Here is a 13045-nt window from a genome sequence, read left to right as displayed (position 1 = left end):
CGCTGAGCCCGGGACTTCGCCATGAGCCCGGGGCCTCTCAGCGGTCGTGGGCCAGCCCAGGTGCCGTGGTGAGCGGGCGGGGCGGCACGGCGGGGGCGGCTGCCCCGGCGGCCGGTCGCGGCGACGGCCACAGTCGCGCCGCCCCGGCGGACGCGGCCAGCGCGATCGCGCCCAGGGTGACGACGGCCGCCGTCAGACCGGCCTCCGCGCCGAGCCACCCCGCCAGGGGATAGGTGAGCAGCCAGCAGCCGTGCGAGAGCGAGAACTGGGCCGCGAAGGCCGCTGTCCGCTCCTCGGCCGGCGCGGCGCGGCGCACGAGCCGTCCGGCGGGCGTGAGCACCATCGAACAGGCGGCGCCGAAGGCCGCCCAGACCACCAGCAGGCCGGGCCAGCGCCAACTCCCGCCCCGCGCCGCCGTGATGGCGCCGAGCCCCGCGAAGACGACGCCGAGCAGCAGCGCCCCGCGCAGCATCACGGCACGCTCGGACACCTTCTCCAGCACGCGGGGCAGCACGAGCGCGACGGCCATCGACCCCGCGCCGTACGCGCCCAGCGCGAGAGGCACGGCGCCCGCCGGCCGGGCCAGCACGTCACGCACGTAGACGACGGAATTGACGGTCACCATCGCGCTCGCGGCGGCGACCGCGAGGTTCAGCGCGAGCAGCGCGCGCAGCTGCGGGACGGCGAGGAAGAGCCGGGTGCCCGCGGTGGCCCTGGCGCGGACCCGACCGGATCGCGCGGGGCCCGGTGCCGCCGCTTTCGGCAGCAGTACGGAGACCACGAGCACGGCCGACGAGAGGAAGCCCAGCACGGTACCGGTGAACAGCCAGTTGTAGGTGACCACGGTCAGCAGGGCGGCGGCGAGCGCGGGGGAGAACAGGCTCTCCAGGTCGTAGGCGAGCCGGGACAGCGACAGGGCCTGGGTGTAGTCGCGCTCCTCGGGCAGCACATCCGGGATGACGGCCTGGAAGGCCGGCGTGAACGCGGCCGAGGCCGACTGGAGCAGGAAGACGAGGACGTACACCTGCCACACCTGGTCCACGAACGGCAGCAGCAGCGCCACCCCCGCCCGGGTCAGATCGGCGGTGACCATCAGGGCCCGGCGGGGCAGCCGGTCCGCGACCGCGCCGATCGCCGGGGCGATCAGGACGTAGGCCGCCATCTTGATCGCGAGCGCCGTGCCGAGCACCGAACCGGCGTCACCGCCCGCGATGTCGTACGCGAGCAGCCCGAGGGCCACCGTCGCCAGCCCGGTGCCCACCAGGGCGATGACCTGGGCGGCGAAGAGGTGGCGGTAGGTGCGGTTGCGCAGGACGGCGAGCATGCGGCGGCTCCTGGGCGCGACGGTGTGCGGCGGCTCGGTCCGGCCAGTGTAGCCATCATGTGCGCATCTGCGCACATGATGGCCGGAGGTGGGAGCACGACGGCCCCGACGCTCCTCACCGCGCCGGGCCGCACTGCCTCTACGCTGTTCCCATGTCCGTACGCGACCCCCTGTCAACTGCATCTGGTGCGCATCTGCGGGCCCCGGACAGCGCACGGCTGGCCGAGGCGACCGGGGTCTTCGCGATGCTCTCGGACGCCACCCGGCTGCATCTGCTCTGGCTGCTGGCGCAGGGCGAGTCGGACGTCGGGACGCTCACCGAGCGCACCGACGCCTCACGCACGGCGGTCAGCCAGCACCTGGCGAAGCTGCGCCTGGCCGGGCTCGTCGACACGCGCCGGGAGGGCCGGCACATCCACTACCGCCTCAGCGACGGGCATCTGCGCCGCCTCGTCCTGGAGGCGCTCAGCCACGCCGACCACCGGGTCAGCGGCCAGGCGCCGCACGACTGAGACGGCGCGCGGCGCTCACGTCCCGCCGTGTGTACGTCCGTAGGGCCTCGGCAGGCGCATGCCCCGGTCGGCCATGATCTGCCGGACGTGATTCGGGTAGTTCGTGATGACGCCGTCCACCCCCATGTCCATCAGCGCCTCGACGGTGGCCGGGTCGTCGCAGGTCCACGGAACGACCTTCAGTCCGCGCGCGTGCGCCTCGCGGACCATGGCCCGGTCCGAGTAGAAACGGAAGCCGGGGTCGCCGACCTTGCCGGTCTGCGGGAAGCCGTAGTTGGGGGACAGGGCCCGGACGCCGGGGACCGTGGCGGCGGCCCGGACGAAGTCGCCGCCGTAGTCGTCGGCGTCGATGCCGCCGAGCTACGGCGAGGCGCCGGGCCGGCCGACCTGGAGGAAGTCGTAGTTGGTCAGGGCGACCAGCGGCCACCTGGGGGCCAGCTCGTGCATCGCCTTCAACGCGCCCCAGTCGAAGGACTCGATGGTGACCTGCCGTTCGATGCCCGAGCGGTGGATCTCCTCGTACACCCGGCGCACGAACAGCTCGCGCGGAGCCGTCTCGTCGGGTGCGCCCGCCTCCACCTTGGTCTCGATGTTCAGCTTCAGGCCCCAGGCGTGGTAGCTCTTGACCAGGTTCAGGACGTCCTTCAGCTCGGCCATGCGGTTGCCCTCGACGACCTCCTGCTCAGGGAAGCCGGGCAGTTGCTGATAACCGCAGTCCATGGTCTTGATCTGGGCCAGCGTCAGGTCCTTGACGTATGTGCCGACGTACGGATACACCGGGTCGCCCGGGGTGGCCGGTGCCGTGTCACGGCACTTGACGGAGCTGACCTGCCGGTCGTGGGTGACGACGACCTTCTCGTCCTTGGTGATCTGCGTGTCCAGCTCCAGGGTGGACACGCCGAGCCGCATCGCCTTCGCGAACCCCGCGAGGGACTCCTCCGTCGTCATGCCGATTCCGCCGCGGTGGGCCTGCAGATCGAACCGGATCTTGGGGTGCGGTACGGGAGAGCGGTCGGAGGGCGTGGCGTGAGCGGCCACCGGGAGGGCGAACAGCGCAGCCAGCGCCAGGCCGGCGAGGACGCGTCGTGCGGACATCACTACCTCACTCGTGTCGGGTCGGGCCGTCCGCCGACGCTAGTGCGGTCGGCGGCGACCTCAACGGCCCCGACATGACGGGTCCATGAATGTCCGAAAACGCTTCCAGGACGGGACACCGGGGGACGGGACCGGGTGCCATCACGCCGGGCGGAGGCCGGCCCGCGGCGTGAGCCCTCACGCCCGGGGGCGCTTGCGCGCGGCCGCCTCCACCAAGTGCAGGATGTCCTCCAGGTCGGCCTCGAACTCGGCGCCCAGGTCCAGCGGCAGGTCCAGCCAGGGCGCGAGCCTGCTGTGGCCGGGAAGCGCGCTCTTCGGCAACTGCCCGCGGCGGCCACGCGGGTCGAGCGGGCCGGGCGCGAAACGGCCCGCGGCCTCCGAGGCGGCAAAACCGATCACGAAGGTGCTGACCAGGCGTTCCAGCCGGGGCACTTCGGGTTCGGGCACCCCCGCTTCGAGGAGCGCGGTGTAGATGATGTCCACCGCGCGCACCGCGTCCGGTGTCACGGCCGGCCGGGAGAAGAGCAGCTGCGCCGCCCACGGGTGACGCTGCGTCACCTGGCGGCAGGCCCGCGCCAGGGCGCGCAGCCGCTCGGCCCACGGCTCGTCCCGCTGCGGACCGGACGGCAGCAGCGCGGCCAGCAACCGCCCCACCAGGGCGTCCAGCAGCGCCGACTTGTCCTTCACATGCCGGTACAGCGCCATCGGCGTCACACCGACGCGCTCCGCCAGTGCGCGCATCGACACCGCGTCGAGGCCGCGTTCGTCGGCGATCGCCAGCGCCGCGTCCAGGATCTCTTCCCGTCTCCGGCTCATGGGTCTACAGTGTATACGTGTACGGCGTATACATGAAGTGGGGGAGGACATGCTCGTCGCGGAAGGACTGGTGAAGCGCTACGGCGCCGACCGGGCGCTCGACGGCTTCGACCTGACCGTGGCGGCCGGCGAGATCGTCGGCCTGATCGGTCACAACGGCGCCGGCAAGACCACGTTCGTCGAGGTCGTCACGGGCCTGGTGCGCCCGCACGAGGGCCGCGTCCGCATCGGCGCGTACGACGCGCTGCGAGCCGGCCGCACGGCCCGCCGGCTCCTGGGCGCGGCTCCGCAGGAACTGGCCCTGTACGGCGGCGCGACCGTGCGCGAGAACCTGCGGCTGTTCGCCGGACTGGCCGGCCTGCGCGGGCGGCGCCGGGACACCGAGATCGCCCGCGTGCTGGACGAACTGCGGCTGTCGCCCGTCGCGGACCGGCGGGCCGGCGTCCTGTCCGGAGGGCAGCGCCGCCGGGTGCAGGCGGCCACCGCCCTGGTCGGCTCGCCGCCGCTGCTGTTGCTGGACGAACCGACCGCAGGCGCCGACCCCGAGACCCGCGAGGCCCTGCTGGCCACCGTCAGAGCCCGCGCGGCAGCCGGCGCCGCGGTCGTCTACACCACCCACTACCTGCCGGAACTCGTCGACCTCGACGCCACGTTGGCGATCGCCCGGGCGGGACGCGTCATCGCCCGCGGCACCCAGCAGGAGCTCACCCGCCATCTGCCGGGCGAACTCCGCGTCACCTTCGCCGACCCGGCCGAGCCCGACCTGCGCATGCCGACCACGGACCCCGGACCGACCTGGCGACGCTGCTCGCCTCCGGCCGCACCCCCACTTCCGTGGACATCCACCGCCCGGCCCTGGACGACCTCTACCGCGCCCTGGAATCCGCCGCACCGCAGAAGGAGGCGAGCGATGCGTAGCCCCGACCCCACCGCCGAGGCGGCCTTCCCCCGCGACGTCAGGCACGGCGTCCGCGAACCCGCCGACCCATCCGGCCCGCGGCGCCTCCCGTCCGGGGAGAGGCGAGCCACGGCGGCCCGTGCGTCCGCCGCGCGCCTGACCGTCCTGGTGCGGCACAACGCCCTGCTGATGCTGCGTGAACCGGGACCGCTGCTGAGCCGGATGATCCTGCCGCTGGTCTTCATCACCCTGCTGCGCCCCCTCTACCTCGCCGCCCAGTGGCAGGAGGCCGGGACCGAACAGGCCGTCGTCGGCACACTGGTCACCTTCTCGCTGCTCGCCCTCAGCATCTCCGGCGGCGCCATCCTCACCGAGCGGCTCGGCCGCACCTGGGACCGGCTGCGCGCCACACCCCTGCGCCCCGCCGAACTGCTCCTGGGCAAGGCGATCCCCGTTTTCGCGGCCCTGCTCGCCCAGCAACTGCTGATCGTCGGCTTCGGCACGGCCGTCTGCGGTCTGCGCGTGCCGCACCCCCTCCTGCTGCTGGGCGTCCTGCTGAGCTGGAGCTGCACCCTGCTCGGCCTCGGCGCGCTGATCGGGGTGCTGGTGCGCAGCACCGGCGAGCTGTCGGCCTCCTTCGACATCGGCGGCATGCTGCTCAGCAGCGTCGGCGGCGCGCTCGTCCCGCTCGACGTCCTGCCCGCCTGGGTCTCGCGCCTGGCCCCCGCCTCGCCCGGCTACTGGGCCGTGCGGGGCCTTCACGCGGCCCTGGACGGCGACGCGCGCACCGCCGCGACCGCCGGAGCGCTCCTCCTCGCCGCCGCCCTGATGTGCGGCACGCTGGCCTCGCTCCGCCTGCGCGGGCGCGGCGGACGGCCGGTGGCCCTGTGAACATCGGCGACGCCGGCGGCCGGCCGGTTGGCGCATCACCGACTTCCGCTGCGGCAGGCGCTCTTGACAACATGCGTACTGTTTCGCGAGGTTTGATCCACGTCGGACAGTTCGGCACCGGAAGGGTCAATCGCGAAACGAGCGTGTACACAGCGCGGAATCGGCTGATACTGAATTGAGCGGTAGGACGCGGACAGCGCGTCATGGGGGGACGTCACGGGGGAGCGATCGCCTATGCGATCCAAGAACAGAAGGTCACCCGCCCTTCCGGCCTGCGCCACCGCCGGCGCGTTCCTCGCGGAGCCTGTGGAAGGACGGTTGATCTGAAGTGGACGTCACGATCCACAGAGCCGACGAGCTGAACGCCTCACTGCGCGACGCCTGGCACCGTGCCATGGACGAGTCGCCGGAATACTCCAACCCCTTCCTGGCGCCCGAGTTCGCCCTCGGCGTCGGACACCACCGAGCCGGTACACGCGTCGCCGTCCTGCGCGAGGGCGGGGCGCCGGCCGGGTTCTTCCCGTACGAGCGCAACGCCTTCGGCGTCGGGCGGGCCGTCGGTCTCGGCCTGTCCGACTGCCAGGCCCTCGTGCACCGCCCGGGATTCACCTGGGACGCCCAGGACCTGCTGAAGGCCTGCGGGCTGTCCATCTTCGAGTTCGACCACCTCGTCGCGGAACAGAAACCGTTCGGCAGACATGTCACCGGGACCTTCGCCTCCCCGGTGGTCGACCTCAAGCCCGACCCCAGCGGCTACGCGCAGTGGCTGCGCGGCGCCTACCCGGGGCTCGCCAAGACGACGCTGAAGAAGGAACGCCGCCTCGGCCGCGACGTCGGCGAGGTGCGCTTCGAGTTCGACGAGCGCGACCCGCGGATGCTGCGCCGGCTCATGCAGTGGAAGTCCGCCCAGTACCGCAGGACGGGCCGGATGGACCGCTTCTCCAAGCCGTGGATCGTCGACCTGGTGGACCACCTCTTCCAGGTCCGCGAGCCCCACTTCACCGGGGTGCTCTCCGTCCTCTACGCCGGGGACCGCCCGGTGGCCGCCCACTTCGGGCCGAGATCGCGCACCGTGCTCGCGGCCTGGTTCACCGCCTACGACCCCGAGCTGCACTACTACTCGCCCGGACTGATGATGCATCTGCGCACCGCCGAGGCGGCCGCCCGCAACGGGGTGACGCTCATGGACCTCGGCCGTGGCGACAAGGAGTACAAGGACTGGCTCAAGACCCGCGAACTGCGCGTGTCGGAAGGCTTCGCCAGCCGCCCCCACCCGGTGGCGACGGCCCACCGGCTGTGGCGCAGGCCGGTGCGCGGCCTGCGCAACACCGTCAACGCCCACCCCGAGCTGCGCGCCCCCGCCGACCGTCTGCTGAGGACGATCGGCACGCTGCGCACCTCGCGGGGCTCGGGCACCGGCACCCGCTGACCGTGCGGGGCGGCGGGCAGGCGTCAGCCCGCAGCGAAGTCCGGTCCGCCGGCCGAGACGGGGGTGTAAGCATGTAATCCCAGCCTCTCGGGTGGAGGATCCAGCCTCTCGGGTGGGGGATCAGCCTCCTGGGCAAGCGGAAAGGCCGACTCGTGGCCGAGACACTTTCCGGGCCCGACCGCTCCGGCGAGGAGCAGGCCGCGCTCGACTCCTACTCCCGGACCGTCACCTCCGTCGCCACCGAACTCACCCCGAAGGTGGCGGCCCTGAACGTCGCGCACCGCCGCGCCGGAGGACGCTTCGTCGTCGGCACCGGCTCCGCCGTCGTCTTCACCGACGACGGGTTCCTGCTGACCAACGCCCACGTCGTCGGCCACGCCGACGCCGGTACGGCCTCCTTCGCGGACGGCACCACCACCCCCTTCCACGTCATCGGCGCCGACCCGCTGTCCGACCTCGCCGTGGTCCGCGCCGACGGCCCGACCCCGCCGCCGGCCCGCCTCGGGGAGGCCGACGCCCTCCGGGTCGGCCAGCTGGTGGTCGCCGTCGGCAACCCGCTGGGCCTGACCGGCAGCGTCACCGCGGGCGTGGTCAGCGCGCTGGGCCGGTCCCTGCCGGCCGGCACGGGCCGGGCGACCCGGGTCATCGACGACGTCGTCCAGACCGACGCCACCCTGCACCCCGGCAGCTCGGGCGGCGCCCTCGCCACCGCCGACGGCCGGGTCGTCGGCATCAACACCGCCATCGCCGACATCGGCCTGGGCCTGGCGATCCCCGTGAACGGCACCAGCCGGAAGATCATCGCGGCGCTGCTCGCCACGGGCCGGGTCCGCCGCGCCTACCTCGGCATCGCCGGCACCCCGAGCCCCCTGCCCCCACCGGTGCGCGCCCGCACCGGCCGGCGCACCGGCCTGCGGATCGCCGAGGTCGTCGCCGCCTCCCCGGCAGCCCGGGCCGGCCTGCGCGCCGGCGACCTGCTGCTCACCGCGGGCGACGCGCCCGTCACCAGCGCCCAGGCGCTGCAGCGCCTGATGCTGGAGGACGCCATCGGGCGCCCCCTGGCCCTGACCGCCCTGCGCGGCGACGCCCTGGTGGACGTCGTCGCCGTACCGGCGGAGCTGGTCACCGACGACTGAGCGCGCCCGCCCCCGGCGTCAGGGTGTTCCGTTCCAGCTGTGTGCCACGTCCACGATCAGGTGGCCGTCGGTGCGCAGCACACGGAACGGCAGCCGGGTCCGCACGCCGAGCCCGAGCTGCGTGTCGCCCTCGAAGCTCGCGGCGAAGCGGGTGTCGCGGAAGGCGCGGTAGCCGGTGAGGTCGACGCCCGGCAGCGGGCGGCCGGCCTCGGCCGGATACGTCGCCTTGCCCGTCCCGGGGTCGTAGGCGGGGGCGCTGATCCGTACTTCGAGGATCGCCCCGCCGCCGACGTGGATCAGGCGCCCTGAGCCGTCCTGATGGAGTCGGGCGACGTACCCGACGGAGTAGCCGAGCGCGCTCCGGCGCGCGCCGGGGACGTCGATGACCATCCGGTCGTAGCACGTGTGGCGGCCGGTCCTGACGTTCCGCACCGGTGTCGAGGTGCCGGCCTCGAGGGTCTTGGGAAGGCTGCCCCAGCCCGTGGGGCAGACGGTCGTCGGGGTGGTGGCGGCCGTGGCCGCCTCGGCCGGAAGCGCGCTCGCGCCCAGCGCGGTGAGAAGGAGTGCGACTGCCGTCCAGACTGTTCTGCTTTGTTTCATCTCGTCCCCCGAAGCGTGGTGGGTGCTGATACGGCGGAAGACATTCAGGATGGCCGAAAGGTTGCGCTCTCGCCGGGTCGGGTCAGCCGGGGCCGTGGGTCCAGTGGCCGCCCAGCAGCGTGCCGTGCACCGGCATCTCCCGCAGTGTGCGGGCGTCGGCCGTCGCCGGGTCCGCGTCGACGATCACCAGGTCGGCGGTGTCCCCGGCCCGGATCGCCGTGCGGCCCCGGGCCGACGCGGCCAGCGCCGCCCGTACGGGCACACGCTGCTCGGGATGCCAGGCCGGCCGTCCGTCTCCGGTGCGGTGGACGGCGGCGGCGATGCCGGACCAGGGGTCGAGCGGAGCGACGGGGGCGTCGGAGCCGAACTCCAGCCGGGCGCCGGCCGCCAGCAGATCGGCGTAGGCGAAGGCGCGTCCGGTGCGTCCGGCCCAGTGCCGGTCCGCCACGTCCCGGTCGTCGACGGCGTGCGCCGGCTGCACGCTCGCGGTCACGCCCAGCCGCGCGAACCGGGGCACGTCGGCCGGTCTCAGCAGCTGGGCGTGCTCGATCCGGCCCCGGCAGCCGACGGCCGCGAACGCGTCCAGGGCCAGCGCGTTGGCCCGGTCGCCGATCGCGTGGACGGCGGGCTCGATGCCGTGCGCGGCGGCCCGCCGCATCAGCCGGACCAGTTCGGAGTGGGGCATCTCCTCGATGCCGTGGGCCTCCGGCGTGCCCTCCAGACCCGGATACGGTTCGCAGCACAGGGCGGTGCGGGTGTTGAGGGAACCGTCCGTGAACAGCTTCAGCGGCCCGACCCGGACCAGGCCGCCCGTCCCGGGCAGCACGTCACCGGTGCGCCACCCGCGCTCGATCACCGCGTACAGGTGCCCGGGATACACGGCGGCGCGCACTCGCGTCCCGAGCCGTTCCCGCGCCGCGCGGCGCGCCCAGTCGGCGATGTTGTCGGAGAAGTGGAAGTCGACGATCCCCGTCACACCCCGCCCGGCGGCCTCCCGGCAGGCCTCGGCCACCCACCGGTCCAGGACCTCGACGGGCACCTCGGGCAGCGCCCGCAGCACCTCGAAGCAGTCGTGCTCCCGCAGCAGTCCCGTCGCGTGACCGGGCCGCCCCACCAGGGCCAGGCATGCGGAGTTCAGCCATGCCGCGTGCAGATCGGCGCCGATCAGCGCGACGGGCCGGTCCGGGCACACCGAGTCCAGCAGCGCCTTGTCGGGCGCGTCCGGCCACAGCCCGTCCCGGAAGCCCTGCCCGACGAGCACCTCGCCGTCCGGCAGACCACGCGCGTACGACCGTACGGCTTCGGCCACCGCGTGCGCGGACCCTAGCCCGGCGAGGTCGACCCGCTGCCGGTTGCCGGCCCACTGGGCCATGTGCACATGGCAGTCCCACAGCCCGGGCAGCACCGTACGCCCGTCCATGTCGAGGGCCGTGCCGCCGATTTCGTCCGTCTCCGTGACGGCGACGATCCTGCCGCCGTCGATCCGCACACGGCTCAGCGGCCCGCCCGGTCCCAGCCGCACCCGGCCCAGGGTCAGCGCGGGCGGTTGGGCACCGGCGTCGGCGACGGGGGGAGCGGGTGTGCCGTCGACGGTCGTCATGCGGGCTCCCTGCGTCGAGGACAGGTGCGGCGGGGGCCGGCCGTGGCCCCCGCCGCCTGGTGATCTGACCCGAGGTTACGCGGCCACCGCCGATCGGGTACCGGCCGCGCTGCGGTAGACGGAGATGCCCACGGCCAGCAGCCACCAGCTGAGGAGTGCGCCCATCAGGGCGGTGGTGCCCCAGCCGTTCGCCGCGTAGAAGTGCGCGGGTGTGTTGCCGAAGAACAGCGACGGCACGAACGCCAGGTTGATCACCGCGAGGGCGTAGGCCGACCTGCCGACCCAGCGCGGCAGCAGCCCGGTGCGCGTGACCACGTGGCCCAGCGTGCCGAGGAAGAGTCCCAGCAGCAGCCGGGAGATCGAACCGTAGAGGATGTACGTGCCGCTGACCGTGATCGTCGGATCGATCGGGCGGTCGGCGGCGATGACCGCGCCCGCCTCCAGCCCCGAGGAGACCAGGACGATCGTCGCGTAGACGAGCCCGGTGGTGAAGGCGAGCGCGGCCGCCCACTCGTAGTCGGGGTGGATGCGCCTGACCAGCTCGCGGAAGGCGGTCACGAACAGCACCAGCGAGGTGAGCCCGACGATGCCGAGCAGCAGCCGGGACAGCACGTTCGCGTCCGGCGGTGGCCCCGAGTAGACGAAGTACAGGGGTACTTCGACGATGAACGCGACGGCGGCGACGATGCCCGCGGTGCCGGTCAGGCGCCTGGCGAAGACTTCGTTCATGGCTGTTCCCCCGAGCCGGGACGACGGATGAGGAGTCGGCCGTTGTGCCGACTCATGCATCCTGTCGCTCGCCCGGCGCGCCGTCCCTGGCTCTGGACACCGGATACGGGGTGGTGCCACCGCCACCCGCGTCAGCCCAGCGCCTTGTCCAGGTTGAAGGCCGCGCTGATCAGCGCGAGATGCGTGAACGCCTGCGGGAAGTTGCCCTGTTGCTCCCCGGTGTGGCTGATCTCCTCGGCGTACAGGCCGAGATGGTTGGCGTACGTCAGCATCTTCTCGAACGCCAGGCGGGCCTCGTCGACCCGTCCGGCGTGCACCATCGCCTCGACGTACCAGAACGAGCAGATGGAGAAGGTGCCTTCGTCGCCGCGCAGGCCGTCGGGGCTCGCCAACGGGTCGTAGCGGTAGACGAGCGAGTCGGAGACCAGCTCGTGGGTGAGGGCGTCGAGCGTGGACAGCCACTTGGGGTCGGTCGGCGCGATGAACTTCGTCAGCGGCATCATGAGCACCGCCGCGTCCAGCACATCGCCGCCCTCGTGCTGCACGAAGGCCTGCCGCCGGTCCGACCAGCCTTCTTTCATGATCCGCCGGTAGATCGTGTCACGGCTGTGGCGCCAGCGCGGCAGGTCGGCCGGCAGGCCCCGGCGGTGCGCCATGCGGATGGCCCGCTCGATCGCCACCCAGCACATCAGGCGCGAGTACAGGAAGTTCTTGCGCCCGCCGCGGGTCTCCCAGATCCCCTCGTCCGGCTGGTCCCAGTGCTCGCACACCCAGTCCACCAGGGCGCACACGTCGTCCCACTGGCCGCTGGAGATGGGCTTGGCCCACTTGTCGTAGAGGTAGATCGAGTCGATGAGCGCGCCGTAGATGTCGAGCTGGAGCTGCTCGGCGGCGGCGTTGCCGATCCGGACCGGCGCCGAGCCCTGATGGCCCTCCAGGTGGCCGAGTTCGGCCTCGGTGAGATCGGTGCGGCCGTCGATGCCGTACATGATCTGCAGCGGGCCGGAGGGCCTGCCGTCGCCCGGGCTGATGTGCCGGGTCACGAACGTCATGAACGCCTCGGCCTCGTCGGTGAAGCCGAGCCGCAGCAGCGCGTACACGCAGAACGCCGCGTCGCGCACCCACACGTACCGGTAGTCCCAGTTGCGCTCGCCGCCCAGCTGCTCGGGCAGGCTCGTCGTCGGCGCGGCCACGATGGCGCCGGTGGGCGCGTAGGTGAGGAGCTTGAGGGTGAGTGCCGAACGGTGCACCATCTCCCGCCAGCGGCCCCGGTACTTGGAGGCCGACAGCCAGCGCCGCCAGTACGCCACCGTCGTGTTGAACTGCTCCTCGGCCTCGACCTTCGCGCAGCGCCGCGGCTGTACGTCGCCGCCGACCTGGTCCAGCGCGAACACGGCCGTCTCGCCCTCGGACAGCTTGAAGTCGGCCCGCGCGTCCGGGCCTTCGGCCTCCAGCGGCACGGTCGACGTCAGGGCGAGGGAGAGCCCGTCGGACTCGAAGACCGCGACTTCGCCCGCCATGCGGACGGTGTGCGGCCGGGTGCCGTAGTCGAAGCGCGGCGCGACCCGGGTTCGGAAGGGGACGGAGCCGCGCACGCACACCACGCGCCGGATCAGCCGGTGCCGCTCGGGCTCTCCGAAACCGTCGTCGACCGGCATGAAGTCCTGCACCTCGCCGACACCGTCCTCGGTGAAGAAGCGGGTGATCAGGACGTTGGTGTCGGGGAAGTAGAACTGCTTGGTCTTCGTCGGCACGGACGCGGCCAGCTCGAAGGAGCCGCCCCGCTCGGCGTCCAGGATCGCCGCGAAGACGCTCGGCGCGTCGAAGGCCGAGCAGCAGTACCAGTCGATGGTCCCGTCCGTGCCCACCAGGGCCACGCTGCGCAGATCGCCGATCAGCCCGTGCTCGGCGATCGGCAGGTACCGGGCGGCGGCCGTCGGGGCGTCGTCGTCGCTCGCTCGTGCGCCCATCGCTGCCTCCCGCACCCGGCACGCATCCCGACACGCGTCCGACGC

The 13045-nt window shown here is 73.0% G+C and carries 10 protein-coding genes and 1 pseudogene; 4 read left to right on the top strand and 7 right to left on the bottom strand.

Translation table 11 applies throughout. The features are described from left to right. Positions 1 to 37: 37 nt before the first annotated feature. A complete protein-coding gene (locus LN251_RS33265) occupies positions 38 to 1324 on the bottom strand; it encodes an MFS transporter (protein ID WP_458247862.1) in 1287 nt (428 codons plus the stop codon). 152 nt (positions 1325 to 1476) lie between these two features. Here LN251_RS33265 and LN251_RS33260 point away from each other — a divergent pair, with 152 nt between their 5' ends. Further along, the gene (locus tag LN251_RS33260; protein WP_458247861.1) at positions 1477 to 1836 is read left to right on the top strand and encodes an ArsR/SmtB family transcription factor; all 360 of its coding nucleotides are present in this window, start codon (positions 1477 to 1479) and stop codon (positions 1834 to 1836) included. Positions 1837 to 1851: 15 nt separating this feature from the next. On the opposite strand, the pseudogene LN251_RS33255 reads toward LN251_RS33260, so the two are convergent. Together LN251_RS33255 and LN251_RS33250 are read right to left on the bottom strand one after the other, a co-directional pair. Further along, positions 1852 to 2931 (bottom strand): annotated as a pseudogene (locus LN251_RS33255) (glycerophosphodiester phosphodiesterase family protein). A 177-nt stretch (positions 2932 to 3108) separates the two neighbouring features. Next, on the bottom strand, positions 3109 to 3747 hold the full coding sequence (locus LN251_RS33250; RefSeq protein WP_458247860.1) for a TetR/AcrR family transcriptional regulator: 639 nt from the start codon (positions 3745 to 3747) through the stop codon (positions 3109 to 3111). A 49-nt stretch (positions 3748 to 3796) separates the two neighbouring features. Between LN251_RS33250 and LN251_RS33245 the strand changes: the two genes are divergently transcribed. From LN251_RS33245 to LN251_RS33235, 3 genes are all read left to right on the top strand, one after another. Next, on the top strand, positions 3797 to 5536 hold the full coding sequence (locus tag LN251_RS33245; protein ID WP_458247859.1) for an ABC transporter ATP-binding protein/permease: 1740 nt from the start codon (positions 3797 to 3799) through the stop codon (positions 5534 to 5536). 328 nt (positions 5537 to 5864) lie between these two features. Further along, a complete protein-coding gene (locus tag LN251_RS33240; protein WP_458247858.1) occupies positions 5865 to 6965 on the top strand; it encodes a GNAT family N-acetyltransferase in 1101 nt (366 codons plus the stop codon). Between the two features lie 152 nt (positions 6966 to 7117). Next, the gene (locus LN251_RS33235; RefSeq protein WP_458247857.1) at positions 7118 to 8101 is read left to right on the top strand and encodes a S1C family serine protease; all 984 of its coding nucleotides are present in this window, start codon (positions 7118 to 7120) and stop codon (positions 8099 to 8101) included. A gap of 18 nt (positions 8102 to 8119) precedes the next feature. Here the strand turns inward: LN251_RS33235 and LN251_RS33230 are convergent, their stop codons facing one another. From LN251_RS33230 to LN251_RS33215, 4 genes are all read right to left on the bottom strand, one after another. Then, positions 8120 to 8701, bottom strand: coding sequence for an AMIN-like domain-containing (lipo)protein (locus LN251_RS33230; protein WP_458247856.1), 582 nt, complete (start codon positions 8699 to 8701; stop codon positions 8120 to 8122). An 82-nt stretch (positions 8702 to 8783) separates the two neighbouring features. Next, positions 8784 to 10301 (bottom strand): amidohydrolase, encoded by a 1518-nt coding sequence (locus LN251_RS33225; protein WP_458247855.1) that lies wholly within the window; start codon positions 10299 to 10301, stop codon positions 8784 to 8786. A gap of 75 nt (positions 10302 to 10376) precedes the next feature. After that, positions 10377 to 11030 (bottom strand): hypothetical protein, encoded by a 654-nt coding sequence (locus tag LN251_RS33220; protein WP_458247854.1) that lies wholly within the window; start codon positions 11028 to 11030, stop codon positions 10377 to 10379. Between the two features lie 131 nt (positions 11031 to 11161). Further along, complete coding sequence (locus LN251_RS33215) at positions 11162 to 13000, bottom strand: glycoside hydrolase family 15 protein (RefSeq protein ID WP_458247853.1); 1839 nt, start codon at positions 12998 to 13000, stop codon at positions 11162 to 11164. Positions 13001 to 13045: the final 45 nt, after the last annotated feature.

It is taken from the genome of Streptomyces sp. MAI_2237 (assembly GCF_054189285.1).
This window is presented reverse-complemented; position numbering and strand designations above follow the sequence as displayed.

What these genes read in the sequence shown, in the direction of transcription:
- LN251_RS33265 (WP_458247862.1), bottom strand. Translation starts at nt 1,324, where the DNA reads ATGCTCGCCGTCCTGCGCAACCGCACCTACCGCCACCTCTTCGCCGCC.
- LN251_RS33260 (WP_458247861.1), top strand. Translation starts at nt 1,477, where the DNA reads ATGTCCGTACGCGACCCCCTGTCAACTGCATCTGGTGCGCATCTGCGG.
- LN251_RS33250 (WP_458247860.1), bottom strand. Translation starts at nt 3,747, where the DNA reads ATGAGCCGGAGACGGGAAGAGATCCTGGACGCGGCGCTGGCGATCGCC.
- LN251_RS33245 (WP_458247859.1), top strand. Translation starts at nt 3,797, where the DNA reads ATGCTCGTCGCGGAAGGACTGGTGAAGCGCTACGGCGCCGACCGGGCG.
- LN251_RS33230 (WP_458247856.1), bottom strand. Translation starts at nt 8,701, where the DNA reads ATGAAACAAAGCAGAACAGTCTGGACGGCAGTCGCACTCCTTCTCACC.
- LN251_RS33225 (WP_458247855.1), bottom strand. Translation starts at nt 10,301, where the DNA reads ATGACGACCGTCGACGGCACACCCGCTCCCCCCGTCGCCGACGCCGGT.
- LN251_RS33220 (WP_458247854.1), bottom strand. Translation starts at nt 11,030, where the DNA reads ATGAACGAAGTCTTCGCCAGGCGCCTGACCGGCACCGCGGGCATCGTC.
- LN251_RS33215 (WP_458247853.1), bottom strand. Translation starts at nt 13,000, where the DNA reads ATGGGCGCACGAGCGAGCGACGACGACGCCCCGACGGCCGCCGCCCGG.